The 24033-nt window shown below is 63.1% G+C and carries 29 protein-coding genes and 1 tRNA gene; 11 read left to right on the top strand and 19 right to left on the bottom strand.

The features are described 5' to 3' along the window. A complete protein-coding gene (locus ACBR42_RS01285) occupies positions 1–1455 on the bottom strand; it encodes an NAD(P)-dependent oxidoreductase (protein ID WP_132305722.1) in 1455 nt (484 codons plus the stop codon). A 166-nt stretch (positions 1456–1621) separates the two neighbouring features. Further along, positions 1622–2527, bottom strand: coding sequence for a complex I NDUFA9 subunit family protein (locus ACBR42_RS01280; protein ID WP_371207089.1), 906 nt, complete (start codon positions 2525–2527; stop codon positions 1622–1624). 223 nt (positions 2528–2750) lie between these two features. On the opposite strand from ACBR42_RS01280, the gene ACBR42_RS01275 reads away from it, so the two are divergent. From ACBR42_RS01275 to hpf, 7 genes are all read left to right on the top strand, one after another. Further along, positions 2751–2837, top strand: a tRNA-Leu gene (locus ACBR42_RS01275). 250 nt (positions 2838–3087) lie between these two features. Further along, positions 3088–3735, top strand: a complete 648-nt coding sequence (locus ACBR42_RS01270) for a ribonuclease D (RefSeq protein ID WP_102324565.1) — start codon at positions 3088–3090, stop codon at positions 3733–3735. 52 nt (positions 3736–3787) lie between these two features. Next, positions 3788–4843 carry an SIS domain-containing protein gene (locus tag ACBR42_RS01265; protein WP_102324566.1) on the top strand — a complete coding sequence of 352 codons (1056 nt, stop codon included), beginning with the start codon at positions 3788–3790 and terminating at the stop codon, positions 4841–4843. Next, positions 4840–5577: an LPS export ABC transporter periplasmic protein LptC gene (gene lptC, locus ACBR42_RS01260; protein ID WP_102324567.1), complete on the top strand. Its 738-nt coding sequence runs from the start codon at positions 4840–4842 to the stop codon at positions 5575–5577. The genes ACBR42_RS01265 and lptC overlap by 4 nt, the downstream gene beginning before the upstream one ends. Next, positions 5577–6890, top strand: coding sequence for a hypothetical protein (locus ACBR42_RS01255; protein WP_371207088.1), 1314 nt, complete (start codon positions 5577–5579; stop codon positions 6888–6890). The genes lptC and ACBR42_RS01255 overlap by 1 nt, the downstream gene beginning before the upstream one ends. Next, positions 6887–7663 (top strand): LPS export ABC transporter ATP-binding protein, encoded by a 777-nt coding sequence (lptB, locus tag ACBR42_RS01250; protein ID WP_102324569.1) that lies wholly within the window; start codon positions 6887–6889, stop codon positions 7661–7663. The genes ACBR42_RS01255 and lptB overlap by 4 nt, the downstream gene beginning before the upstream one ends. Before the next feature lie 276 nt (positions 7664–7939). Then, a complete protein-coding gene (hpf, locus tag ACBR42_RS01245) occupies positions 7940–8566 on the top strand; it encodes a ribosome hibernation-promoting factor, HPF/YfiA family (protein ID WP_102324570.1) in 627 nt (208 codons plus the stop codon). 130 nt (positions 8567–8696) lie between these two features. On the opposite strand, the gene ACBR42_RS01240 is transcribed toward hpf, so the two are convergent. Beyond that, positions 8697–8960 (bottom strand): DUF1150 family protein, encoded by a 264-nt coding sequence (locus tag ACBR42_RS01240; protein WP_102324571.1) that lies wholly within the window; start codon positions 8958–8960, stop codon positions 8697–8699. Positions 8961–9042: 82 nt separating this feature from the next. Then, a complete protein-coding gene (locus ACBR42_RS01235) occupies positions 9043–9516 on the bottom strand; it encodes an Hsp20 family protein (protein ID WP_102324572.1) in 474 nt (157 codons plus the stop codon). Between the two features lie 229 nt (positions 9517–9745). Between ACBR42_RS01235 and def the strand changes: the two genes are divergently transcribed. From def to truA, 3 genes are all read left to right on the top strand, one after another. Continuing rightward, the gene (gene def, locus ACBR42_RS01230) at positions 9746–10288 is read left to right on the top strand and encodes a peptide deformylase (RefSeq protein ID WP_102324573.1); all 543 of its coding nucleotides are present in this window, start codon (positions 9746–9748) and stop codon (positions 10286–10288) included. Positions 10289–10376: 88 nt separating this feature from the next. Further along, entirely contained in the window at positions 10377–11312 is a 936-nt protein-coding gene (fmt, locus tag ACBR42_RS01225; protein WP_371207087.1) for a methionyl-tRNA formyltransferase, read from the top strand. Beyond that, complete coding sequence (truA, locus tag ACBR42_RS01220; RefSeq protein WP_118962436.1) at positions 11305–12126, top strand: tRNA pseudouridine(38-40) synthase TruA; 822 nt, start codon at positions 11305–11307, stop codon at positions 12124–12126. The genes fmt and truA overlap by 8 nt, the downstream gene beginning before the upstream one ends. Before the next feature lie 91 nt (positions 12127–12217). Here the strand turns inward: truA and ACBR42_RS01215 are convergent, their stop codons facing one another. The 10 genes from ACBR42_RS01215 to rpmH all read right to left on the bottom strand — a co-directional run bounded on the left by ACBR42_RS01215 (position 12218) and on the right by rpmH (position 19722). Next, positions 12218–12463 carry a hypothetical protein gene (locus tag ACBR42_RS01215; RefSeq protein ID WP_371207086.1) on the bottom strand — a complete coding sequence of 82 codons (246 nt, stop codon included), beginning with the start codon at positions 12461–12463 and terminating at the stop codon, positions 12218–12220. Positions 12464–12653: 190 nt separating this feature from the next. After that, complete coding sequence (locus ACBR42_RS01210; protein WP_174234072.1) at positions 12654–13295, bottom strand: hypothetical protein; 642 nt, start codon at positions 13293–13295, stop codon at positions 12654–12656. Further along, a complete protein-coding gene (dapE, locus tag ACBR42_RS01205) occupies positions 13295–14449 on the bottom strand; it encodes a succinyl-diaminopimelate desuccinylase (RefSeq protein WP_371207085.1) in 1155 nt (384 codons plus the stop codon). The genes ACBR42_RS01210 and dapE overlap by 1 nt, the downstream gene beginning before the upstream one ends. A 20-nt stretch (positions 14450–14469) precedes the next feature. Continuing rightward, on the bottom strand, positions 14470–15318 hold the full coding sequence (gene dapD / locus ACBR42_RS01200; RefSeq protein WP_110547137.1) for a 2,3,4,5-tetrahydropyridine-2,6-dicarboxylate N-succinyltransferase: 849 nt from the start codon (positions 15316–15318) through the stop codon (positions 14470–14472). A gap of 132 nt (positions 15319–15450) precedes the next feature. Further along, a complete protein-coding gene (gene argB, locus ACBR42_RS01195; RefSeq protein ID WP_102324579.1) occupies positions 15451–16356 on the bottom strand; it encodes an acetylglutamate kinase in 906 nt (301 codons plus the stop codon). A 69-nt stretch (positions 16357–16425) separates the two neighbouring features. Next, positions 16426–17103, bottom strand: coding sequence for a ribosome biogenesis GTP-binding protein YihA/YsxC (yihA, locus tag ACBR42_RS01190; protein WP_102324580.1), 678 nt, complete (start codon positions 17101–17103; stop codon positions 16426–16428). A gap of 14 nt (positions 17104–17117) precedes the next feature. Beyond that, the gene (gene yidC, locus ACBR42_RS01185) at positions 17118–18869 is read right to left on the bottom strand and encodes a membrane protein insertase YidC (protein ID WP_282759553.1); all 1752 of its coding nucleotides are present in this window, start codon (positions 18867–18869) and stop codon (positions 17118–17120) included. Continuing rightward, positions 18869–19165, bottom strand: coding sequence for a membrane protein insertion efficiency factor YidD (yidD, locus tag ACBR42_RS01180; RefSeq protein WP_102324582.1), 297 nt, complete (start codon positions 19163–19165; stop codon positions 18869–18871). The genes yidC and yidD overlap by 1 nt, the downstream gene beginning before the upstream one ends. Then, on the bottom strand, positions 19162–19512 hold the full coding sequence (rnpA, locus tag ACBR42_RS01175; protein ID WP_102324583.1) for a ribonuclease P protein component: 351 nt from the start codon (positions 19510–19512) through the stop codon (positions 19162–19164). Before rnpA ends, yidD begins: the two co-directional genes overlap by 4 nt. A 75-nt stretch (positions 19513–19587) precedes the next feature. Continuing rightward, the gene (gene rpmH, locus ACBR42_RS01170; RefSeq protein WP_007399178.1) at positions 19588–19722 is read right to left on the bottom strand and encodes a 50S ribosomal protein L34; all 135 of its coding nucleotides are present in this window, start codon (positions 19720–19722) and stop codon (positions 19588–19590) included. A 153-nt stretch (positions 19723–19875) separates the two neighbouring features. Between rpmH and ACBR42_RS01165 the strand changes: the two genes are divergently transcribed. Next, positions 19876–20103, top strand: a complete 228-nt coding sequence (locus tag ACBR42_RS01165; protein WP_102324826.1) for a hypothetical protein — start codon at positions 19876–19878, stop codon at positions 20101–20103. A gap of 23 nt (positions 20104–20126) precedes the next feature. Here ACBR42_RS01165 and gloA read toward each other — a convergent pair whose 3' ends face one another. From gloA to lpxD, 5 genes are all read right to left on the bottom strand, one after another. Further along, positions 20127–20516 carry a lactoylglutathione lyase gene (gene gloA / locus ACBR42_RS01160; RefSeq protein WP_102324584.1) on the bottom strand — a complete coding sequence of 130 codons (390 nt, stop codon included), beginning with the start codon at positions 20514–20516 and terminating at the stop codon, positions 20127–20129. Between the two features lie 14 nt (positions 20517–20530). Beyond that, positions 20531–21400, bottom strand: coding sequence for an LpxI family protein (locus tag ACBR42_RS01155; RefSeq protein ID WP_132305700.1), 870 nt, complete (start codon positions 21398–21400; stop codon positions 20531–20533). Further along, positions 21390–22241, bottom strand: a complete 852-nt coding sequence (lpxA, locus tag ACBR42_RS01150) for an acyl-ACP--UDP-N-acetylglucosamine O-acyltransferase (RefSeq protein ID WP_102324586.1) — start codon at positions 22239–22241, stop codon at positions 21390–21392. Before lpxA ends, ACBR42_RS01155 begins: the two co-directional genes overlap by 11 nt. 129 nt (positions 22242–22370) lie before the next feature. Beyond that, entirely contained in the window at positions 22371–22856 is a 486-nt protein-coding gene (fabZ, locus tag ACBR42_RS01145; RefSeq protein ID WP_102324827.1) for a 3-hydroxyacyl-ACP dehydratase FabZ, read from the bottom strand. 94 nt (positions 22857–22950) lie between these two features. Continuing rightward, complete coding sequence (gene lpxD, locus ACBR42_RS01140) at positions 22951–24033, bottom strand: UDP-3-O-(3-hydroxymyristoyl)glucosamine N-acyltransferase (RefSeq protein ID WP_174234074.1); 1083 nt, start codon at positions 24031–24033, stop codon at positions 22951–22953.

Raw genomic sequence — 24033 nt, 5'->3', positions numbered from 1 at the left:
TTACTCCGCCACCTCGGCCTGCGCCGCCGTCATTTCCTCAAGCCATTCGTGCATCCGGGCTGCCGCGTCACGACCGTCGCGGATGGCCCACACAACCAGACTGGCCCCGCGCACGATATCGCCTGCCGCAAACACGCCGGGCAGGCTGGTCATGAATGTCTTGCGATCGACCATGAGCGTGCCCCAGCGTGAAACCTCCAGTTCCGGCTGCCCCCACAGGGTGGGCAGCGGTTCGGGATCGAAGCCCAGCGCCTTGACCACAAGGTCCGCTTCCAGCGTAAACGCACTGTTTTCGACCGGTTCGACCGACTGGCGACCGCTCGCGTCGGGCAGGCCCAGCTTCATGCGGCTGGCGCGCACGCCCGTTACGCTGCTGTCGCCTTCAAACGCCTGCGGGGCTGCGAGCCATACGAACTCGACACCTTCTTCCTCGGCGTTTTTCACTTCACGCACCGAACCGGGCATGTTGGCGCGGTCGCGGCGGTACAGGCATTTGACCGATTTCGCGCCCTGCCGGATGGCCGTGCGCACGCAGTCCATGGCCGTATCGCCACCGCCGATCACCACAACCGACTTGCCTGCCGCATTCAGTTCGCCACTGTCATATTCCGCGACCGTATCCCCAAGCGAGACACGGTTGGACGCGGTCAGGTAATCCAGCGCGCGCACGATGCCGCCCAGCCCCGCGCCGGGACCGCCGATATCGCGCGACTTGTACACGCCCGTCGCGATCAGCACGCTGTCATGGCGCGCACGCAGGGTGGAGAACGCGATGCTGTCCGCCCCGTCGGTATCACCAACCCCCTTGCCGAGATGGAAGGTAATGCCCGATTCCACCAGCAGCCTGTGGCGGCGCGTGACAATGTCCTTCTCCAGCTTGAAGCCGGGGATGCCATACATCAGCAGGCCGCCAATGCGGTCGTAACGGTCGTAGACGTGGACCTGATAGCCCTGTTCGCGCAACTGCACGGCAGCCGCCAGACCACCGGGACCAGCCCCGATGATGGCCACGCTTTCATTGCGTTCGGCCACCGGCACGACCGGCCTGACCCAGCCGTTATCGAAGGCGGTATCCGTGATGTAGCGTTCCACCGCGCCGATGGTGACGCTTTCGAACCCTTCCTCGATCACGCAGTTCCCTTCGCACAGGCGGTCCTGCGGGCAGATGCGGCCACATATCTCGGGGAAGGTGTTGGTTGCGGAGGAGAGTTCATACGCCTCCTGCATCCGGCCTGCCGCCGTCATCATCAGCCAGTCGGGAATGTTGTTGCCCAGCGGACAATGCACCGAACAGAAGGGCACGCCGCACTGCGAACAGCGCGAGGCCTGCGTTTCGGCCTTCGCGGGCACGAATTCGGCGTAAATCTCGTTAAAATCCTTGCGGCGCGCCTCGGCAGGCCGTTTGTCCGGCTGCTCCTGCGCCACAGAGACGAATTTCAGCATGCGCTCGGCCATCGGTCTGCCCCCGGTGTGCGTGAAGGTAAGGAACGCGGCAGGCACGACAGGCGTGCCCGCGACGTGGCACAGGTCTTACGCAACACCCCGCGCCAATAAAAGACAGTAGTACTGACCTTAATACCGAAATATGCTGAAAAATACCGAAAAACCGAAGTTTTCTGTCTTACGGCACCCCGGTCAGGATCAGATCCATCGGGGATGGGGCAATGCCCAGCATGGCAATCGTGCGCGCGCCGGGGGCCACGACATTATCGACATATAGCAGCCTTACCTGATCGCGCGTCAGCACCCGGCCCGGCAGGTGTTCGAGTATGCCGCCCTGCAGCAGCGCCAGCCAGCGCGGCACGGCCACAAGCGGGCGTGGATGTCCGGCCCACCGCGCCGCCCATGCCACGATCTGGCGCATGGTCAGGATACGGGGACCACCGAATTCGAAAATCGCGCCCGCCATGTCCTCCCCTCCGGCTGCGATACGGACAATCCCCTCCGCCACGTCCCCGACCCATACCGGCTGGAAACGCGTCGCCCCCGCATAGACCGGCATGACAGGCAGCATCCGGGCCATGCGGGCAAACATGTTGGGAAACGACCCTTCCTGACCGAATATGAGCGATGGCCGCACGATCACCGCTTCGGGCATGCACTGGCTGACCGCCGCTTCTCCCGCCGCCTTGCTGCGCGCGTAAGCCGATGGGCTGTCCATCGTCGCCCCCAGCGCGGAAACATGGACAAGCCGCCCCACCCCCGCTGCGGCGCACAGCCGGGCCACGCGTCCCGCACCCTGCACATGGATGGCATCGAACGTCGCAGCCCCGTGGGGCGAGAGAATGCCCACCAGGTTTATGACCAGTTCACTCCCCTCGATAGCGGCGACACAGGCTGCCTCCTCCGTAATGGAGGCGACAATCGGCACGATCTGCCCCACGTCACCCAGCATGCGCAGGCCCGCTGCGCTGGTGGCGGCGCGCGCGGCCACGCGCACCACATATCCAGCCTGCGCCAGCCGCTGCACAACGTGGCGGCCCACAAAGCCGCTACCACCAAAAACCGTCGCCACCCTGCGTGTCATTCCCTGCTCCCGTTCCGGGGTTGGTAATCGTGGGCGTATCCTGCGCCTTTGAGGACGGATGAAGGCATTCGCTTTTTCCACCCCTCCTTCCACCGCACGGACAGGCCCGAAAGAAAAAATGCGCCTGTTTTCAAAAAAATGCATTTACCCTGTTGACCGCCCCGGCGTGCCGGACTAAACAGCGCTCACACCACCCCGGCGGCCTCCGCTGGGGAGCCTCTGAGCCCAGATGGCGGAATTGGTAGACGCGCAGGTTTCAGGTACCTGTGGCCGCAAGGTCGTGGAAGTTCGAGTCTTCTTCTGGGCACCATCTCTCCTAAAAAGATAATAAACCCCTCCGGGGGCGGTCAGGACAGCCTCTCGAGGACTGTCCCGTTATCTTTTTGCCTGTTCGCCCGTTCAAATTGGTGTAAACCGCCCACGAACACACAATTTACGTACAGGCCCACCGTCCGCGCCCCGCATCCGGGACCCGGCGAACAGAGAACGGATTGCCTTCCTTGCGGTTGCGTTCCAGACCTGCCACCGTGAACTGACCATCGTGACGGAGCAATTTCCACATGGCTGTAAGCCCAGCACCCGAGAGCATCCATTTCCATCGCGGCGACCTGCCGGCGGACGTTACGTTTCCCGCCGCCGTTGCCGTCGATACGGAAACGATGGGGCTGAACCCGCATCGTGACCGGCTCTGTCTCGTGCAGCTTTCAGGTGGTGACGGACATGCCCATCTGGTGCAGATGCCCGCTGGCGTCACGGCGGCGGACTGCCCCAACCTCGTACGCGTGCTGACCGACCCGGACCGGCCCAAGATCATGCATTTCGCCCGCTTTGACGTGGCGATCCTCCAGCACACGCTCGACATCACGGTAGCGCCGTGCATCTGCACCAAGATCGCATCCAAGCTGGTGCGCACCTATACCGACCGCCACGGGCTGGCCAATCTGTGCCGGGACATGCTCGGGGTGGATCTGAGCAAGCAGCAGCAGTCCTCGGACTGGGGCGCGCCGCAGCTTACGCCCGAACAGCTTGCCTATGCCGCCTCCGACGTGCTGTACCTGCATGCATTGTGGGAAAAACTCGAAGCCCTGCTGCTCCGCGAGGGGCGGCGCGAACTGGCGCAGGCATGCTACGATTTCATGCCCACCCGCGCCCGGCTGGATATTCTGGGCTATGGGGAACCGGATATTTTCGCACACCGGGCCGCCTGATAGAGCGCCCCCGGTCTGACCGGAGCCATTCCATGATGATAGCAGGTCGGGCATGAACAGCAGCCTTTCACCTTCCCTTACCGCCAATATCGGCGAAAGCGCCACGCCGCAGCATCTCCATATGCTGGCGGAGGCATGCAACGTGCTGCGCACGGAATCCGCGGGCCTGCACGCCATGATCAGCGCACTGGAAGCCCCGTCCACGCCCGATCAGGAGGGACTTGGCGCCGCCTTCATCGAGGTGGTCGAGCGCATCCTGTCGGGTAATATGCGTGTGGTCGTGACCGGCATTGGCAAGTCGGGGCATATCGGGCGCAAGATACAGGCGACGCTGGCTTCCACCGGCACGCCCGCGATTTTCGTGCATCCGGCGGAAGCCTCGCATGGGGATCTGGGCATGCTGCAGAAGGGTGATGCGGTCCTTGCCATTTCCAATTCGGGTGAAACGGCGGAAATGGCGGACATCATTTCCCACACCCGCCGGTTCGGCCTGCTACTGATCGCCATGACATCGCGCGCGCATTCCACGCTGGCCCGCACGGCGGATATCGGGCTGCTGCTTCCCTACGCGCCCGAAGCCTGCCCCATCGGCCTGGCCCCCACCACCAGTTCCACCATGCAGCTTGCGCTGGGCGATGCGCTGGCCATCGTGCTGCTGCAGCGCCGGGGGTTCAGCGCCAATGATTTCGGCATTTTCCATCCCGGTGGCCGGCTGGGGACGCAGTTGCGCCGCGTGCAGGAACTGATGCACGGCGGCGACCGCATGCCGCTGGGCCATCCCACCATGCCGCTGCGGCAGGTCATTATGGAAATGACCCGCAAGACCTTCGGCTGCATGGGCGTTGTGGATGAGGGCAACCGGCTGATCGGCCTGATTACCGACCGCGACCTGCGCCTTGCGCTGGAACAGGACCTGGACCACACCTGCGCCGCCGACATCATGAACGCCCATCCCCAGACCATCGGCCCCGATGTGCTGGCGGCGGAGGCCCTGCGCATCATGAACGACCGCCCGCGCCCGATCTCCAGCATCTTCGCGCTGGATGAAGGCGGGCACCCGGTTGGCATCGTGCATCTTCATGACCTGCTGCGTGCCGGCGTTGCATGACCGAGCCGACCGACGACAGGGATACCGGCACCGATCCCGGCGGCATCCAGCGCGAGGATTACGCCCGCAGCGCCGCCGACATCGAACGCCAGCGCAGCATATTCGACCAGTCCACCCGCACGCGTCTGCTGCCCAATGCGGAATCCCTTGCGCGCCGCCAGACGATCCTGCGTTCGGCCAAATGGGTTCTGCCGCTGCTTGCCCTTGTCCTGCTTGGCTCCATCGCTGCGTGGCCCGCGGTTGAACGCGCGGTGATCATGCATACCGGCACCATGGCGCAGATGAGCCGGGTGCGCGTGAAAAGCGGCAGCATGCTCAACCCGACCTATCGCGGTCTGGACGATCACGACCACCCCTACATGGTCACCGCCGATGAAGCCCGCCAGATATCGAACGAGCGGATCGACCTTACGAATGCAGCCGCCGACATATTGCTGGATGACCGGAACTGGCTGTATGTCACCGCGCGCGATGGCGTGTATATCCAGCACAGCCAGTTGCTGAACCTTACGCACGACGTCACCCTCTATCGCAATGACGGGACCATCATGCTTACCCCCAGCGCGGATATCGACATGCGCCACAACATCATCGTATCCGATAGCTGGATTCATGGTGAAGGCCCGATCGGGACCATCGACGCAGGCGGCAGCATGCTGGACACGCGGGGCGGCATCATGCTGTTTCGTGGCCCCGGTCGCATGATCCTCAACGCAGCGGAAAGATCGAACTGATGGTGCGCGTATCCTCCCACCTGTCGTTTGGCGGGGTTCTGCTCGGGCTGGTCGTGGCAGGCCCCGCCATGGCGCAGGGGCTGGACATGTCCCATGGGCAGCAGGTCAACGTCACCGCGCTGGGTGGCTTCGACTGGGACCAGAACGCGCAGACCGTCACCGCCTATGATCAGGCGCAGGCCATCCGTGGGGATGTGACCGTGCGGGCGGACCGGCTGATCGCCTATTACCGCAAGAAAACGCCCACGACCGCCACTGTGGCGACAGGACAGGCCGCCACGCCCCGGCCCGGCCCACCGGGAGCGGACGCCCCCCTATCCGCCCATCTGGGCATTGCCCCCCCGGTCGAAACCCGTCGCCCGCATATTGTCGATGACCCGACCCAGCCCGCGAATACGCAGGCTTCCCCAGCCCCCACGGCAGCAGGAACGCAACCGGCCGCCCCGGCAGCCGCAACAGCCGGGGGCGCAGGGGATGTGGATACCAGCCTTGCGACCGCGACCGACGTGCTGCCGCAGGATCTGCCCACACCCGATGGACCTGCGCCCGCCGGTGCGCCCGGTGGCGACAAAGGTGCTGCAAGCGCAGGCGGCCCACCGTCCGATGGCGGCGATGGCGGCGGCGCGAGCGAGGTCTATCGCCTGGAAGCCATCGGTCATGTCCATGCCTTCAACACCAATGACCAGGCATGGGGCGACCATGCGGTCTATGACATGGACCAGGCCGTTCTGGTCATGACCGGCGCGCACCTGAAAATGACCTCTCCGCAGGATATCCTGACGGCGCGGGACGTGCTGGAATACCATTCGCGCGAACATATGTCCGTCGCCCGCGGCAACGCGACCATGACCACGAATGATGGCCGCCAGATGCGCGCCGACGTACTGGTGGGCTATGACAAGCCAAAGGACCAGCGCACCCATCCGGGCCGTGATCACACCGGTAGCCAGCCGGGGAATGCAAATGGCGCGCCCGATGCGTCCCAGCCCGCCGGAACAGCCGCCACCGCCAATGACAGACCGGCCCCCGGCGCAGGCACGATGGACCATATGAACGCTTTCGGTCATATCGTGATCCGGACCCGCATGGAAACCGTGACAGGCGACCGGGGCGTATACGTGCCCGATACGGGCATTGCCCGGCTGGTGGGTGACGTGCATATCACCCGTGGGGAAAATCAGGTCAGTGGTACGGCGGCCATCGTGAACATGCACACCGATATCGCCACCCTGACCGACAGCCCCGGCTCACGCGTCAGTGGCCTGATCATACCCAATCAGGCCGGAAAAGGTGACAAGGGATCAGCAAGATGAACATGACACAGCCATCCGATGGTCCCCAGACCGCCGAACCGCCCGCCCCCTCCGCCGGGCTGATCGCCAGCGGCATCGGCAAAAGCTACAAGAAACGGCAGGTCGTGCGTGATGTGTCGCTACAGGTCCAGCGTGGGGAGGCCGTGGCCCTGCTTGGCCCGAACGGCGCGGGCAAGACCACCAGCTTCTACATGATCGTGGGGCTGGTGCGTCCCGACATGGGCACCATCACGCTGGATGGCGCGGACATCACGCAGTTGCCCATGTATCGCCGCGCGCGGATGGGCATTGGCTACCTGCCGCAGGAATCGAGCATTTTCCGTGGCCTTAATGTCGAACAGAACATCATGGCCGCCCTTGAGATCGTCGAACCCGACCCCGACCGGCGCCAGACGATGCTTGATGGCCTGCTGGGGGAGTTCGGCATCACACGGCTGCGTCATTCCCCCTCCCTCGCCCTGTCGGGGGGTGAGCGGCGACGGCTGGAAATCGCCCGCGCGCTGGCCAGCCAGCCGCATTATATCCTGCTTGACGAACCGCTGGCCGGTATCGACCCCATCGCGGTGGGGGAAATCCGTGATCTGGTGGCCCACCTGAAGGACCGTGGCATCGGCGTGCTGATTACCGACCATAACGTGCGTGAGACGCTGGAAGTGATCGACCGGGCCTATATCATGCATAGCGGGCAGGTCCTGACCGAAGGGCGGCCAGAGGAGATCGTGGCGAACGAAGATGTGCGCCGTGTCTATCTGGGTGAAAAATTCACGCTGTAAGCCTGCGGTCCCCACCCTGTATTTCTGCGCCCCCGTGCAAGGGGGCGGACTGTAAAAAACTGTAGTCTTTCATGCAGGGAAAGCATGGACAGCAGGCGGGGAACCGTGCCCAAATGTACCCGTTCGGGATCATGTGCCCGACAGGTACAACGCAACCACCCCTATCATGCACGCCTACGGGAGCAGGATCGTCACCCTGACTGAAACAATAGCTGACTGAACGTATTCCGTCTCCCGCATGCGACTGCGCTGTGATTTTATAAGGAGTTGCCCCTTATGCACATCAGTGTTGCCGGAAAACAGATCGACCTGTCCGATGCCCTGAAATACCGGGTAAGCGCCCATCTGGACCGTATTTCGGAAAAGTATTTCGGACAGGCCATGGAAGCACGCGTGACCTTCAGCCGTGCGCGTTCGTTTTTTACCTGTGACATCAATCTTCATGCCACGCGCGGCCTGACCCTGCGCGGTGAAGGCGAAGCCGCCGATGCCAATTCCGCCTTCGATGACGCGGCGGAACACATTGCGCGCCGCCTGCGCCGCTATCACCGCAAGGCCACCAACCACAGTCACCTCAAGACCCGCCAGCAGATGCCGGAAATCGGTCGTGACTATGTCCTGCGCCCCGGCATGACCGAAGCAGCCGCCACGGATGAGGAAACCCCCGTCGAGGAGGAGGACGCGTCCCTGCCCGCGACCGGCCCCTACGCCACCATCATTGCCGAACACCCGGCCGAGATCGTGACGCTGAGCGTCAGCGAAGCCGTCATGCGCTTCGATCTTGCCGACAGCCAGATCCAGCTTTTCCGCAACAGCGCGACCGATACGGTCAATGTGCTCTACCGCCGGCCGGACGGGAACATCGGCTGGCTTGATCCTTCGGCCAGCCCGCAGGACGGCTGACCCGCCCTGCCCGCGCCGCCCGCCAGTGCGGGCGGGCAGCATCGTGACCCTTCCATACAAACCGGCCCTGTCCCGACATGCGGGACAGGGCCATAAAAATGTAAGGCTGCTGACGGTTACCGTCAGTCCATCAGTGCAGCGGGACCGGCATCATCTCGTGCTGGAGGATGGCGTTGACCGCCGTTTCCCGGTCATCCGTCACCGCCATCGGCGTGCCATCAGCGGCATGGATGGCAAAGGCATCTTCCCCATCCACCTGAATTGCCCGGATATAGGCAACCGATTCCACGCCCAGTCCACGCAGCTCACCCGTGCTGATCGTGTGGGGATCGCATACCGGCGTCTCCGCCTCGTTATGCAGCAGGACCCGGCCATTCTGTGTTGTGACTCTCATCACGTTCTCTCCTGCATCATGAAGGGATGTCACCCTTCTTCCGCGCATCGCAACATGGGCCGTTCCATTACGGCGCAGGCTGTCATTCCTCGTCAATCACCCTCACGACACGTTGTTTGCGCGCGGGCGGCACATCCACCACGGGCGGAACACGTTCATGCGACGGCGCCACCGGCGCACGCGAGATCTCGATCTTGCGTATCCGGGCTTCGGGCTGGGGACGGGTCAGTTCGATATGCAGCAGGCCATTATCCATCCACGCGCCGCCGACCTCGATTCCTTCGGCCAGTACGAAAGCCTTCTGGAACTGGCGTGCCGCGATGCCACGGTGCAGGAAGATGCGGCCCTGACCGTCATCACTCTGCCGCCCGCGAATGACAAGCTGGTTGTCTTCCTGTGTTATGTGCAGGTCTTCCATCACGAACCCGGCGACAGCCAGTGTGATGCGCAGGGTCGTTGGGCTGACCTGCTCTATATTATAGGGCGGATACCCGTCCGACGCATTCTTGGATGCGCGTTCGAGCATCTGCTCCAGATGGTCAAACCCCAGAAACATGGGCGACCCGAAAACTCTTCCCGACAAATCGGCCTCCTCTGCTTGAGCGAGACAGGAAACGGAAAAAACGGACCCGGAACGGCGCCCGCCTTCCATCCCTTCACGATATGGTAGAATAATAGCCATACGCAAGGGTACGCTCCCATAACCGTACATATGCCCCGTTTACGGGCATTTTGGCTGCATCACCCACTGGCATCCCGTGTGTGGAAACGCTAAATGGCGAACTATGATTGATCATGATGTCATCGCTCAGGCGACCCCCATGCCGATCCTGGTCGCACCCCAGGCGGTCCTGCGCCAGAAAACCCGCCTTGTCCGGCCCGAGGACATGAGCGAACTGCGCACCACCATTCCCCGCATGTTCTCCGCCATGTACCAGGCCCCCGGTATCGGGCTTGCGGCCCCGCAGGTGGGGCTGGGCATGCGCTTCGCCATCGTGGACGTGGCGGACAAGGACGAGAAGCGCAACCCGATCGTGCTGATAAACCCCGAAGTCATTGCCGAAACGGACGGCATGGCCGCACGGGAAGAAGGATGCCTGTCGCTGCCCAACCAGTATGCCGAGGTTGTCCGCCCCGAAGCCGTGCGCGTGCGTTATCAGGACATGGACGGCAGGCAGCAGGAACTGGAGGCCGACGGCCTGCTGGCGACCTGCCTGCAGCATGAAATCGACCATCTCGAAGGCATCCTGTTCGTTGATCATCTGTCCACGCTCAAGCGCAACATGATCATGCGTCGGCTGGCCAAGGAACAGCGCCAGAAGAACTGATCAGCCCCGCTGAACGCCCCTGCGGACCACCGCCGGAACCACGGCCTGCCGCCCATGGTTCCGGCCAGCCTGAACGGACCCAAACGACATGCGACTGGCCTTCATGGGCACGCCCGACTTCGCGGTGCCGGCGCTCCGCGCCCTGCATCAGGCCGGACATGAAATCGTAGCCGTATACAGCCAGCCCCCGCGCCCGGCGGGACGGGGGAAGAAACTGCGCCCCTCACCCGTGCAGTGCGCGGCGGAAGAACTGGGCATTGCGGTACGCACGCCGCTGCGCCTGCGCAATAATACGGACGAACTGGCCCATTTCCGTAACCTGCATCTGGATGCCGCGATTGTCGCCGCATACGGGCTGATCCTGCCTCAGGACATGCTGGACGCCCCCCGGTATGGCTGCCTGAACATCCATGCCAGCCTGCTGCCACGCTGGCGGGGGGCTGCCCCCATTCAGGCCGCGATCCTGGCGGGTGACAGCGAAAGTGGCGTGACCATCATGCAGATGGATGCCGGACTGGATACCGGGGCCATGCTGCTGCGCGATCGCGTGGCCCTGACCCCGCACACCACCGCAACCAGCCTGCATGACGATCTGGCCGCAATGGGGGGGCGCCTGATTGTCGAAATCCTGCGCCAGATGCCCCAGGCAGGTACGCCGCAGCCCGATACGGGCGTTACCTATGTGCAGCGTCTGAGCCGGGAAGACGGACGCATAGACTGGACCGCCCCCGCGTCCCATATCGACCGTCAGGTCCGCGCCCTGACCCCATGGCCCGGCACCTTCACCACGCTGGACGGTCAGATATTCAAGATCGGGGCCACGGCGATCACAACCGATACGACGCAGGCCGTCCCCGGCACGGTCATTGACGATAGCCTGCTTGTCGCCTGCGGTTCGGGCACGACGCTGCGCATCACCCGCCTGCAGCGCCCCGGACGCGGCATGATGGAAGCCGCGGACTTCCTGCGTGGGCAGGCCATCAGCCGCGGGACCCGCTTTGGCATGGAACCGTCCGATGCCTGATACGCCTGTTTCCCGCCCGGATGATGCAGCCCCCCCTTCGGTCTGCCGGTGGGCGGTATTGATCGAATATGATGGGCGGGGCTTCGTGGGATGGCAGCGACAGCCATCGGAAACCCTGCTGTCCATACAGGGATTGCTGGAAGGGGCCGCCAACAGGCTGACCGCAGGCCGTACCGTGCCCAGCATTACCGCAGGCCGCACCGATGCTGGCGTGCATGCCAGCGGTCAGGTCGCGCATCTGGATTTCCCCGCCGATGTGACATTATCCAGCGCCACGGTGCGCGACGGGCTGAATTTTTACATGAAGCCCCATCCGGTGGTGGTCCTGATGGCCCGCCCCGTGCTGCCACAGTGGAACGCCCGCTTTTCGGCGCGGATGCGCTCGTACCGCTACCGTATCCTCAACCGCGCGGCCCGACCGGCACTGGATGAAGGACGGGTCTGGCACGTCAAGTCACCGCTGGATGTTGAAGCCATGCAGCAGGCAGCCCGGGTACTGGTGGGCCGCCATGATTTCACATCCTTCCGCGCCACCGCCTGCCAGGCCAGAAGCCCCATCCGCACGCTGGATCAGCTTGAGGTCCGGCGCGAGGGAGAGGCCGTCATAATCGAAACCCATGCGCGCTCCTTCCTGCATCATCAGGTACGGAACATGGCCGGGACACTGAAGCTGGTGGGTGAAGGCCGGTGGGACGTGGAACGTGTTGAACAGGCCCTCGCCGCCCGTGACCGCCGCGCCGCCGGCCCCACGGCCCCACCCGATGGCCTGTGCCTGACCGGGGTGGGCTATGAAGACAATCCCTTCATCCGCTAGCCCGGCAGACCTTCCCCGCCGTTACACAGCAGACAGAAGCATGCCTTGACTGGTGGCCTTCTGAGCGGGTGCCTGTGCGGAGTTTCGTGTTTCATCCAACGCCCGAAAGCATTCGACACGCATCGTCCTGATCTGTTTCTGACGGGATAAGGTCTGTCATCATTCGACCAAAGGACGGCGGATTACCGGCAACTGCGTGCACCATATCCGGCTGAAGCAGAACCATAAAAGGCTGCTCGTTTCCGCCCTGCACCCAGGACATGTTGCGCGTGGAGATATTCAGCACGCTTTCCGACGCATCATAGAAGCCGTTTGAAACAGCCTGTCCAGAGATCATAAGAAAGCTTCAGGTGAAGCTTCTTGTAAAAAGGCGACACCAGAAAACTGTTCCTGTTTTTTATCAGGAATTTCTTTTCAAACAATCTCTCCGGTCTATCTGCCCGACCGAACGTGCCTCAACGGGCATGATTTACGCAGCGACACGAGACCTCGGACTTCGCGCGGGACCACCCCATCGCGGCACATGTTCAGTGCGCGCCGCCCTGTTGCATGAGCAGGGGATAGAGGAATTCATGCCACGCCCGCTGGTCGGGTGAAAACAGCGCCGTCACGCCACCCAGCGCGACAAGGCTGCCCAGAATGGCCAGAACCATCAGGACCGCCTGCCCGCGCCGCAGCAGCAGGCCCACGCGGGCAACATACCATGTCAGCCACAGGCTGTAGACGAACTCCGTCCCGTTCAGGACCAGTTCACCGGTCTGGGTTTCCAGCAGTCTGGGCGAGGCCAGCGCCATGATCAGGGCGACAACAAGCCCCACGAACAGCGTGACCCAGTCCGTCCACCATGCAGCCGTGATGTAGCGCAGCCACAGCCCTTCGCGTTTCCAGTGCCGCGCCAGCGCATGTGTCACCACGGCGGGCATCAGGATCAGGCACAGGGCGAACAGCACCTTGACCCCACTAAGCGGCTGCGGGGCGTAGGCAACGGTCAGGCCACCACCCACCAGCCACAGCGCCAGACGGGGGGCAAGGGCTGACAGCACGGAATCGCGCGTATTGCCAAAATAGGCAATGCCTTCCGCACGGCCACGCCCCAGCAGCAGCATACCCTTAAGGATACCGCCTAACCCGGATGCGGTCGGGTCGGGAGAGGAACCGCGATCGGCCATTAGTGCATTACCTTTTCAAGAAACCCGGCATAGATCGCCGTCAACTGCTTCAGGTCAGCCAGACTGACATGCTCGTCCACCTTGTGCATGCTCGCCCCCACCAGCCCGAATTCCGCAACGGGGCAGTAACGGCTGATAAAGCGCGCATCGGATGTGCCACCACCCGTATCAAGGCGGGGTACCTGACCGGTCTCGGCGCGGATTGCGGCACGCAGGGCCTCGACCGGCGCATCGGGCTGCGTCAGGAACGATTCCCCACTGATGGAAATACTGACTTCGGCGCCGGGAGCATGCCGGGCCGTAACCGTACGCAGCCAGCCGGACAGGTCCGCACCCGTATGCAGGTCGTTAAAGCGGATGTTCAGCCGGGCATGCGCCTGCGCCGGAATGACATTTGTGGCCGTATTGCCCACATCCACGCTGGTCACCTGCAGGCTGGAGGGTTCAAACCACTCGCTACCCGTATCCAGCGGTGCCGCAGTCAGTTCCCCCAGCAGCGCCAGAAGGCGGTGCACGGGATTATCCGCGCGGTGCGGGTAGGCCACATGGCCCTGCGTGCCGTTGACGGTAATGCGGGCGTTCAGGCTGCCACGGCGACCGATCTTGATGACCTCTCCCATCCCGGCGGGATTGGTCGGTTCGCCCACAAGACAGAAATCCGGTATCTGCCCCTGCTTTTCCATCCATTCCAGCACGCGCACGGTGCCGTTGGTGGCGGGGCCTTCCTCGTCTCCGGTAATCAGCAGGCTGATGGAACCACGCTGATCCGGGGTCTGGTCCAGATACAGCCGTACGGCTGCGACAAAGGCGGCGATGCCCCCCTTCATGTCGCATGCACCCCGACCGAACAGGATGCCGTCATGAATTTCCCCGCCGAAGGGATCATGCTGCCACCGGGCGCTGCCTACCGGCACCACATCGGTATGCCCGGCAAAACACAGATGGGGATGGCCCGTGCCCAGACGGGCAAACAGGTTGGGCGTGCGGGCCTCTCCCTCCCCGAACGGGAGGAGGGTCACGCTGAAACCGATCTGCTCCAGCACACCGGCCAGCGTGTTGATGCAACACCCATCATCAGGGGTGACGGAAGGACAGCGGATCAGATCCCGCGCAAGGGTGACAACACCACCGGGGTCGTGTTCCATACCGGCCATTCCGTCATCCGCCATCGCGATCAGCCGCGCAGCAGGTCGTTGATCGAGGTCTTGGAGCGTGTGCGTTCGTCCACGCGCTTGACGATCACGGCGCAGTCCAGCGACGGCAGCGGCTTGCCATCAGCCGATGTGGCCTGACGCGGCGGCAGCGTGCCGGGCACGACGACCGAGTAAGCCGGAACGCGGCCCATGAACACTTCGCCCGTGGTGCGGTCGACGATCTTGGTGGATGCGCCAAGAAACACGCCCATGGACAGCACGCTGCCGCGTTCGACCACCACGCCTTCGGCCACTTCCGAACGCGCACCGATGAAGCAGCCGTCCTCGATGATGACCGGGGCGGCCTGCAGCGGTTCAAGCACGCCACCAATACCGACGCCGCCGCTGATGTGGCAGTTCTTGCCGATCTGCGCGCAGCTTCCGATCGTAACCCAGGTATCGACCATCGTCCCGCTATCGACATACGCACCGGCGTTGACGAAGCTGGGCATAAGCACGACGCCGGGGGCAATGAAGGCGGAACGACGCACGATCGAACCCGGCACGGCACGGAAACCGGCCGCGGCGAAAGCCGCCTGATCCCAGCCTGCGAATTTCAGCGGCACCTTGTCATAGCTGGGCGCACCCGCACCGCCACCTTCGACCAGACGGTTGTCATTCAGGCGGAAGGACAGGAGCACGGCCTTCTTCAGCCATTCATTGACAGTCCAGCCATCCGCGCCCGGCGTGGCGACGCGCAGCTTGCCGGAATCCAGCGCCAGCAGGGCGGCCTCCACCGCATCGCGGTCGGCCCCGGTTGTGGCGGTGGACAGCGTCTCGCGACGCTCCCACAGGGCCTCGATCTGGCTCTGAAGGGATGTATCGGTCATATTTGCAAAATCCTGTCTGGGGCTGGTTTCCCCGGCGGGACATGCCGGGGGCCTGTGTTAATTTGCCTGCGGACCATGCGGAGGATCGGGGGCAATGTCAACGCACCGCCCCGGATTACCCCGCTCGCCCGGTCATGCGCCGCGGATCAGGGTTCCGGGGCCAGCTTCGGTGAACAGTTCGAGCAGGCAGGAATGCTGCACGCGGCCATCGAGAATGACCGCCGCCTTCGCACCCGCGCGCACGGCTTCAAGGCAGGTCTCCACCTTGGGGATCATGCCACCCGAAATCATGCCGCTGGCAATGCCCTTACGCGCGTCTTCCGCCGTCAGTTCCGGGATAAGCCTGCCTTCGCCATCAAGCACGCCGGGCACGTCCGTCAGCATGATCAGGCGGCTGGCATTGATCGCGCCTGCAATCGCACCGGCAGCCGTGTCGGCATTGATGTTATACGTCTCGCCATTCTCGCCGCCACCGATGGGGGCGATAACGGGGATCAGCCCCGAGCCGGACAGTGCATAGATCACGCGCGGGTCGATGCGGGTAGGTTCCCCCACGAAACCCAGATCAAGCAGGCGGTCGGTTTCCACCCCGCCCACGCGCGCGCGGCGCTGGAGCCTGCGGGCCGAAATCAGACCGCCATCCAGCCCGGAAATACCTACGGCCAGCGCGCCCGCGCGGTTGATGAGACCGGCGACCTGCTTGTTCACCTTGCCGCCTAGCACCATTTCGATCACGTCGATCATGGCCGCATCGGTTACGCGCAGTCCATCGATGAAGGTCGATTCAATCTGCAGCCGCTTGAGCATGGCGCTGATCTGCGGACCACCGCCATGCACCACGACGGGATTGATGCCGACCTGCTTGAGCAGCGCGATGTCATGGCCAAACGCGCTGGACAGCGAGGTATCGACCATCGCGCTGCCACCATATTTCACCACGATCGTGTCACCGGCATAGCGGCGCAGATAGGGCAGCGCCCTGGCCAGAACCTCGGCCCGTACCTGTGCTTCCCGGTCGCCCGGTTCTGTTCCTGTCATCCGAACGGTCCCTTCGCTCCTGACTGCTGAATATCCCTGCCCCCGCCCGTTAACATGGGCGGATGGACCCTATCTGGCGGCCTGCACCGGATTGGCCAGTCGGGCCAGTTCCGCGCGCAGCATCTCGATCCCTTCCCCGCTTTCGCTGCTGGTGGCCAGCACATCGGGGAAAGCCGCGGCATGCGCCCTTACGATTTCACCCACTTCGCGCAGCTTGGCCGCCAGCGCATTGGGTTTGGGCACGTCGCATTTGGTCAGCACCACCTGAAAGGTTACGGCGGCGCGATCCAGCATCTTCATGATTTCCTGATCACTGGCCTTGACCTCCACCCGGCTGTCCAGCAGCAGCACGACACGGCGCAGCGTCGGCCTGCCGCGCAGGTAGGAAAACATCATGCCCTGCCAGTCTTCCTTCACCGCTTTCGCCGCCTTGGCAAAACCGTAACCGGGCATGTCGACCAGCGTAAGCCGGTCGGCCAGTTCAAAGAAATTGAGCTGCTTGGTACGTCCCGGCTCGGACGAGGCGCGCGCCAGCGCCCGACGCCCGGTCAGGGCGTTGATCAGACTGGACTTGCCCACGTTGGAGCGGCCCGCAAACGCGATTTCCGGCAGCAGCGGATCAGGCAGCTGGCCGAGCTTCTGTGCGCCAAATACAAAATTGAACTCACCGGCGAACAGAACGCGCCCGATTTCACGGTCGCGTTCCAGTTCTTCAGGTGTCAGCGGGGGGGAGGAAAAATCCACCATCTCGATCCCTGTGGTTATTTCTTCCCGGCGGGGAGTTTGGGCTTGCTGTCAGAACGGTTCTTCACGCGGCGCTGGATCAGCGTCTGCTGCGCCATCGTCAGCAGGTTGTTCCAGCAGTAGTAGATCACCAGCCCCGAAGGCTGACGCGCCATGAAGAAGGTGAAAATGACCGGCATGAGCTGGAACATCTTCTGCTGCGCGGGGTCCGCCGCCGGGGCGGGATTGATCCGCTGCTGGATGAACATCGTCAGCCCGAACGCAATCGGCCACAGGCCAAGCTGGAGCATGGGCGAAATGACGGTGGGGTCCCACGGGATCAGGCCGAACAGGGTGAACAGGTTTGTCGGGTCAAATGCCGACAGGTCATGAATCCAGCCAAAGAACGGCGCATGACGCATTTCGATGGTAACGTACAGATCTTTATACAGGCACCAGAAAACCGGGATCTGCAGCAGCATGGGCAGGCAGCCGCTGGCCGGGTTCACGCCTTCCTGCTTGTACAGGGCGATCATCTGCTGGTTGAGCGCCATCTGGTCGTCCTTGTAGCGCTCACGCAGGGCTTTGATCTTGGGCTGAAGCTGACGCATCTTGCCCATGGACTGGAACTGCTTGGTCGCCAGCGGGAAGAACAGCGCCTTGACCAGCAGGGTGAACGCCATAAGGGCAAGGCCGAAATTGCCCAGCATGGTGTTCAGCCAGTCCAGCACCGTAAAGATCGGACGCGTCAGAAACGCAAACCAGCCAAAATCGACCGCTTTCCAGAAATCGGGGATATGCAGGCTGGATTCATATTTTTCCAGCAGCGGCACTTCCTTGGCACCGGCAAAGACATGGCTGGCGGAAACCGCCTCCCCGCCACCCGCCACAACCAGTGGCGTGCGCGCGGTAAAGCCTACGTCATAGACACCCTTGTCCCCGCCGGTGGGCTGATAGGAATAGGTGCCCGCCACGTCGCTATCCTGCTGCGGAATAACGGCGGACAGCCAGTATTTGTCGGTAATGCCGGCCCAGCCGCCCTGCCCCGCCTTGGTCCATGCGATGTTACCCGGCGGCACGGCCCCCTTGCGCAGGGACTTGTACGAGCTTTCGTCCAGCTTGTGATCAATGACCGAAATCGGCCCTTCATGCACAAGGTAACCACCCGTCTCGACCGGGGTGTAGCCACGTTCCACGCGCGAGAAGGGATAGAGGGAAACGGCTTCCCCCCCATGGTTGATCACCTTCTGCGTGACCGCGAACATGTAATTCCGGTCAATGGCGATATTGATCTGGAATACCTGTCCCTGACCGTTATCCCATGACAGGGTCACTGGCTGGGCCTGTGTCAGCGTATCGTGGTCGGCAGTCCAGACGGTGTTGGCATCAGGCACGCTGACATGGCCACCACTTACATTGGCCCAGCCGACCTCGACCAGATTGGGTTCCGCCTGATCGCGCGGCTCCAGCACACGGACCAGCGGGCTGCCTGCTTTCACGGTCTCATGATAATTCTTGAGCACGAGGTCATCGAGACGTGCGCCACGCAGGTCGAGCGAACCATGCACGCGGTCCGCGTCGATCGCCACGCGCGGATCGGGCTGGCTGGCGTCAGCCACCGGCGGTGCGGCGGACGTATTGCCGCCAGCCGCGACGGGCGGCAGGCCCGGTGTGGCATTGGGGGCCTGCTGCTCGACCGTCTTATGGTTCTGCTGTGGCAGGAAATACTCGAAACCGACCAGCACCACGGCAGACAGTGCTGTTGCCACCATAAAACGCTTGATATCCATCAGCGACCCGCCAGACTTTTACTGTTTTTCATGGAGTCATGCATGCCACATCCGCAGGCCCCATGGGGAACCGGATCATGACCGCCCGCGTTCCACGGGTTGCAGCGCAGGATGCGCCACACGGCCAGCACCGTACCGCGCGCTGCCCCATGCCGGGCAATCGCGTCACGTGCGTAATGACTGCATGAAGGGGTAAACCGGCAATGCGCGCCCCATATGGGCCGGATCACCAGTTGGTATGCGCGAATGATCGCGCGCAGGATGTGGGCAGGCGGGCTTAGGGAAGACGTAGTCACGATTCTTCCTTCACCCCCGCCTTGCGCAGGGCCTTGCGGTAATCGCCCACAAGGGCATCAAACCGCCGATCCCGCGTGCCAGACCGGCCGATAACCACGATATCGACACCTTGCAGCGTACGTTCGCGATCCAGCAGCCGGACGACTTCCCGCAGGCGTCGCCGGACCCGGTTGCGCACAACGGAATTACCCACTTTCTTGGTAACGGTAAAACCGTACCGGGCAGCTTCCGTGTCGCCGCGTTCAAGCGCCTGCAGCACCAGCCCCGGAACGGGTGCCTTGCGACCTTTGGCCGCCACCCGCAGGAACTCGGCGCGTTTTTTAAGACGCGTGGACTTATCGGCCACTTTCAGCCGCCCCTTTGTAGAGACATTTCGCGTTCCGGACGCACAGGCGCCCGGAACGTGCAGACGTCACCTGCCTCAGGCAGAAAGACGCTTGCGGCCCTTGCTGCGACGGTTTGCAACAACCTTGCGGCCACCAACGGTTTCCATACGCGAACGGAAGCCGTGGCGACGCTTGCGGACCAGCTTCGAGGGTTGATACGTGCGCTTCACAACGGCACTCCCAGATTGACAATGACAGACAGGTTACGGAATAAATTCCAGCAGGCCCCATATCATACGGAAGGCCCGAGCGGCGCCTTATACTGCCGCTTTCAGGCAACGTCAATGCTGACCGCCCCTTCCCCCCGTAACCGGATGTTTTCCATGACCAGCCCAGCCTGCGACTCTGCACCCGCCCTGAATGAAATGCTGCGCAAGCACCTGCATGATATCCGGGGCCATCTTTCCCCGGCCATGCTGCAGGCGGATTCGCTGGCGCTGAGTACTGATGAACGGACACGAAAGGCGGCACAGGCCATTCTGGACGCGCTCGACGCCACGACGGCGGAACTCGCCGCCATGCGCCGCCTGCTGGGATCGCGCCAGCCGTAACGGGGAATGCAGGATGGAGACGGCTATTTCTTTTCGATCAGTTCGATCTTGTAGCCGTCCGGGTCTTCCACAAACGCGATGACGGTCGTGCCAAACTTGACCGGCCCGGCTTCACGCGTGACCTTGCCACCCCCGGCACGCACCTTTTCCACAAGGGCCGCGACATCAGGCACGCCCACGGCAAAATGACCGAATCCGGTGCCCACATCGTAACCGTCATCCTGACCCCAGTTATAGGTCAGTTCGATTTCAGCCTGTCCGGCAGCGTTATCGCCATAACCAATGAAAACGAGGGTATACTTCCCTTCCGGCACGTCCTTGCGCCGCAGTTCGTGCATGCCCAGCAGCCGGTAAAAGGCAAGGCTTGCATCAAGGTTGCGGACGCGCACCATCGTATGCAGGTAGCTTCCCATTTTACGTTCTCCCTTCAGGTTATTTTTTCATCCCCGCCACCGATACCGGTCAGGAAAAGTCCCGCTTCATTCGCCATGGTGATGCAGGCGGCGGGATCGGTAATCAGCGTGGCCCCGGCCTCGATGGCGATACCGCGCAATCCGGCCGCGATGACACCGGCAAGGGTACGCGGACCTATTGTGGGCAGATCAGCGCGGCGTTCCTGTCCCGGCTTGGCCATTTTGACCAGAACGCCACCGGGGCGGTCCGGTTGCCGCAGACCTGCCACGCGTTCGAGCATGCCATCCGTGCCTTCCAGTGCCTCCACCGCCAGCACGAGACCGCCCTGCACCACGCAGCCCTGACCGATATCCAGTTCACCCAGCCGCCGGATCACTTTCCGGGCCAGCATGATATCGGCGCGGGCAGCTTCATCGGGTGTCACTGCACCCATCGCCCCACGACGCGCGACGGAGCCGGACAGATATTCATGCGCCCCCCGGATGGTGAAGCCTTCCTCACCCAGCACGCGCACGATGGCACCCAGCAGTCCGTCATCGCCTGCAAACAGGGCCTTGCCGATACGCGCCAGAATACGCGCGCCCGTCGCATCCGGCCTCAGGTTGATAAGGGAAGGCCGACGCACCGGCCCGATCAGCACAAGGTTACGGCAGCCATGTTCATGCAGCGCGGACAGGATTTCCCCCGCGGCCGCAAGCCGGATCATGCGGTGTGGCCATCGGCCGATCACATCCGGGTCTGCAAAGCCCTGAAAGCCGACGATAAAGACGCGACCGCCCGCCTGCTCAACCGCCTGGGCGACCTGCCCCGGCAGGGGACCACCACCGGCCAGAATGCCGACGCAGGCCGTCTCCCGCCGATACGCGGCAATATCAGGCGCCATCGCTCTCGATCATGTCCCCGCTCTGAACACGTACCAGGCCGCGATGGCTGGGGGCTGCGATGAAATCAAGAATCTCGACCACGCGCGCATCATCGGCGTAGCTCTGCCTGACATGCTCCAGCCGGTCCTGAAAAACCGCGCCGGTGGCATGGGCGGCCTTGGGATACAGGGCACGGAAGGCCTGACGCATGCGCCGCACTTCCTCGGGCTGGACGCCGTTACGGCGCAGCCAGATCCAGTGCAGACCCACCAGTCGGGCGCGATTGCCCAGCACGCTGCCATACGGGATCACATCGGCCTCGACACCACATACACCCCCGACAAGGGCGGCATGGCCGATACGCACGAACTGATGCAGGGCAGCGGCCCCCATGATCCGGGCATCGTCGCCAATGGTCACATGGCCACCCATGACCACGTTGTTCACGATGATCACGCCACGCCCCAGCGTACAGTCATGGGCCACATGGGAATTGGCCATGATGAGACAGTCGGCCCCCACGCGGGTAATGCCCGTGCCGGTCGCCGTGCCGCGATGGATCGTTACATTTTCACGAATTGTGGTACGCGCGCCGATGATGCACGACGTTGGCTCACCCCGATATTTCAGGTCCTGCGGGGCCATGCCTACGGTCGTGAACGGGTAGCAGACAACCCCCTCGCCCAGCGTGGTATGGCCATCGATCACCACATGGGAGACAAGTTCGACGTTATCCCCGATTACGACATCGGGACCGACCGAACACCACGGGCCGATACGTACGCCAGTGCCAATCCGGGCACGGCTGGAAACAATAGAGGACGGATGAATCTCAGGCGCCTTGCCACGTCGGTCATCCATTTGGGCACCGTTAGGTGAACTTTCAGCCAGAATAGCCTCCCTTCCCGCAAGTCCCTGTGGGCACAACCCACAGGGCGACGTCCGGCCCGCCCGCGCGGGGGGAAGCCAGTACGTCCGTTTCCTGCGGAATTACCCCATGATCATGGCGCTGAACGTCGCCTCTGCAACGGATACGCCATCGACGCGCGCCACACCCTTGAACTTCCACACATTGGCGCGGCTGCGTTCTTTCTCGACGTGAATGCGAAGCTGGTCGCCCGGGCCGACGGGGCGGCGGAATTTCGCGCCATCGATCGTCATGAAGTAAACCAGCTTGCCTTCAAACGCGGCACCCAGCGTCAGCACCACGAGGGTCGCGGCGGTCTGGGCCATGGCCTCGATGATCAGGACACCGGGCATCACGGGACGCGCCGGGAAATGCCCCTGGAAATGCGGCTCGTTAACCGTGACATTCTTGATGCCGACAGCCGACTGCCCCATCACGATATCAACCATGCGGTCGATCAGCAGGAACGGATAGCGATGGGGGATCGCCTCCATTATCCGCATGATGTCGATCGATTCCAGCGTCGCAGGTGTTGCGTCCGCGGGCTGTGCCTCTACTTCTTTATCCACGTCGTCCAACCACTTGTTCGGTCAGGAAGGAACCCTGCCACCAGAGGGAAAACAGTGGCTTCCTGCCGGTTGAATATCTGACAGCGGCAGGCAATCAGGCCTTTGTGGCCTTTTCGCCGCCTCCATCCTGCGTCGTTTTTCTGGCCATCCTGCGCAGAAAGGCCACGTTCCGGAAAAACTCCCGAAAAGGCATGGCCGGACTGCCGATCACGTCGGCTCCGGCCTCCACATCGGACATGACGCCACACTGGGCGCCGATCCGGGCCTTGGTACCGATCTTGATATGTCCGATCAGCCCGGCCTGCGCCGCAACCGTCACGAAATCACCCAGTTCGGTCGAACCGGAAATACCGGCCTGGGACACCACGATACAGCACCGTCCCAGCCGCGCATTATGGCCAATCTGCACCAGATTGTCGAGGCGTGAGCCAGCGCCGATCACGGTATCGCGGATGGAGCCGCGATCGACCGTGGAATTGGCGCCGATCTCCACCCCGTCCTCCAGTATGACGCGACCAAGCTGGGGCACGGTTTCGAAGCCTTCCGCCGTTACGGCGAAGCCGAACCCGTCCTGCCCAATCCGTGCGCCGGGCAGCAGCGTCACGCGTTCACCCAGCAGCGCATGCGAAATGGCGACATGCGCGCCAATACGGCAGCGCGCACCGATTTCCACACCCGCCCCGATGCTGACATGCGACCCGATATCCGCGCCCGCGCCAATACGAACCCGCTCACCCAGCACCGTAAACGGCCCGATGGCCGCTGTCGGATCAATTTCGCACCCTGCACCGATTACGGCTGTCGGATGGACACCGGGCTTTACCGGGGGAAGCGGGTAGAACCGGGACGCGACACGGGCCCATGCCTGGTACGGTGCCCTTGATACCAGAACGGCGGCATGGGCAGGCACCTTGTCGGCAAAGGCGGGAGCAACGATCACCGCCCCGGCCTGTGTGCCTTCCAGCAGGGGCAGATAGCGCCTGTTATCGAGAAAGCTGACCTGATCGCGCGTGGCGGACTGAAGGGGGGCGATACCAGTGAAACGACTGGCGCCGGCCCCATCCGCCGCCATGCGCAGTTCAGCCCCGCTGCACTGCGCCAGTTCATCCAGCCCGAAGGGACCCTGCGTTATGAAAAAACGCGGATCGCCCGGCACGTTATCCGGCATTACGGTCAT

The organism is Komagataeibacter sp. SM21, assembly GCF_041402665.1.
GTDB lineage: Bacteria > Pseudomonadota > Alphaproteobacteria > Acetobacterales > Acetobacteraceae > Komagataeibacter > Komagataeibacter saccharivorans.
Note: the sequence above shows the minus strand (reverse complement) of the source record. Positions and strands in the feature narration are given on the sequence as shown.

Coding starts and splice junctions, on each gene's coding strand:
- ACBR42_RS01285 (WP_132305722.1), bottom strand. CDS start 1,455: ATGGCCGAGCGCATGCTGAAATTCGTCTCTGTGGCGCAGGAGCAGCCG.
- ACBR42_RS01280 (WP_371207089.1), bottom strand. CDS start 2,527: ATGACACGCAGGGTGGCGACGGTTTTTGGTGGTAGCGGCTTTGTGGGC.
- ACBR42_RS01270 (WP_102324565.1), top strand. CDS start 3,088: ATGGCTGTAAGCCCAGCACCCGAGAGCATCCATTTCCATCGCGGCGAC.
- ACBR42_RS01265 (WP_102324566.1), top strand. CDS start 3,788: ATGAACAGCAGCCTTTCACCTTCCCTTACCGCCAATATCGGCGAAAGC.
- lptC (WP_102324567.1), top strand. CDS start 4,840: ATGACCGAGCCGACCGACGACAGGGATACCGGCACCGATCCCGGCGGC.
- ACBR42_RS01255 (WP_371207088.1), top strand. CDS start 5,577: ATGGTGCGCGTATCCTCCCACCTGTCGTTTGGCGGGGTTCTGCTCGGG.
- lptB (WP_102324569.1), top strand. CDS start 6,887: ATGAACATGACACAGCCATCCGATGGTCCCCAGACCGCCGAACCGCCC.
- hpf (WP_102324570.1), top strand. CDS start 7,940: ATGCACATCAGTGTTGCCGGAAAACAGATCGACCTGTCCGATGCCCTG.
- ACBR42_RS01240 (WP_102324571.1), bottom strand. CDS start 8,960: ATGAGAGTCACAACACAGAATGGCCGGGTCCTGCTGCATAACGAGGCG.
- ACBR42_RS01235 (WP_102324572.1), bottom strand. CDS start 9,516: ATGTTTCTGGGGTTTGACCATCTGGAGCAGATGCTCGAACGCGCATCC.
- def (WP_102324573.1), top strand. CDS start 9,746: ATGATTGATCATGATGTCATCGCTCAGGCGACCCCCATGCCGATCCTG.
- fmt (WP_371207087.1), top strand. CDS start 10,377: ATGCGACTGGCCTTCATGGGCACGCCCGACTTCGCGGTGCCGGCGCTC.
- truA (WP_118962436.1), top strand. CDS start 11,305: ATGCCTGATACGCCTGTTTCCCGCCCGGATGATGCAGCCCCCCCTTCG.
- ACBR42_RS01215 (WP_371207086.1), bottom strand. CDS start 12,463: ATGATCTCTGGACAGGCTGTTTCAAACGGCTTCTATGATGCGTCGGAA.
- ACBR42_RS01210 (WP_174234072.1), bottom strand. CDS start 13,295: ATGGCCGATCGCGGTTCCTCTCCCGACCCGACCGCATCCGGGTTAGGC.
- dapE (WP_371207085.1), bottom strand. CDS start 14,449: ATGGCCGGTATGGAACACGACCCCGGTGGTGTTGTCACCCTTGCGCGG.
- dapD (WP_110547137.1), bottom strand. CDS start 15,318: ATGACCGATACATCCCTTCAGAGCCAGATCGAGGCCCTGTGGGAGCGT.
- argB (WP_102324579.1), bottom strand. CDS start 16,356: ATGACAGGAACAGAACCGGGCGACCGGGAAGCACAGGTACGGGCCGAG.
- yihA (WP_102324580.1), bottom strand. CDS start 17,103: ATGGTGGATTTTTCCTCCCCCCCGCTGACACCTGAAGAACTGGAACGC.
- yidC (WP_282759553.1), bottom strand. CDS start 18,869: ATGGATATCAAGCGTTTTATGGTGGCAACAGCACTGTCTGCCGTGGTG.
- ACBR42_RS01165 (WP_102324826.1), top strand. CDS start 19,876: ATGACCAGCCCAGCCTGCGACTCTGCACCCGCCCTGAATGAAATGCTG.
- gloA (WP_102324584.1), bottom strand. CDS start 20,516: ATGGGAAGCTACCTGCATACGATGGTGCGCGTCCGCAACCTTGATGCA.
- ACBR42_RS01155 (WP_132305700.1), bottom strand. CDS start 21,400: ATGGCGCCTGATATTGCCGCGTATCGGCGGGAGACGGCCTGCGTCGGC.
- lpxA (WP_102324586.1), bottom strand. CDS start 22,241: ATGGATGACCGACGTGGCAAGGCGCCTGAGATTCATCCGTCCTCTATT.
- lpxD (WP_174234074.1), bottom strand. CDS start 24,033: ATGACCGTAATGCCGGATAACGTGCCGGGCGATCCGCGTTTTTTCATA.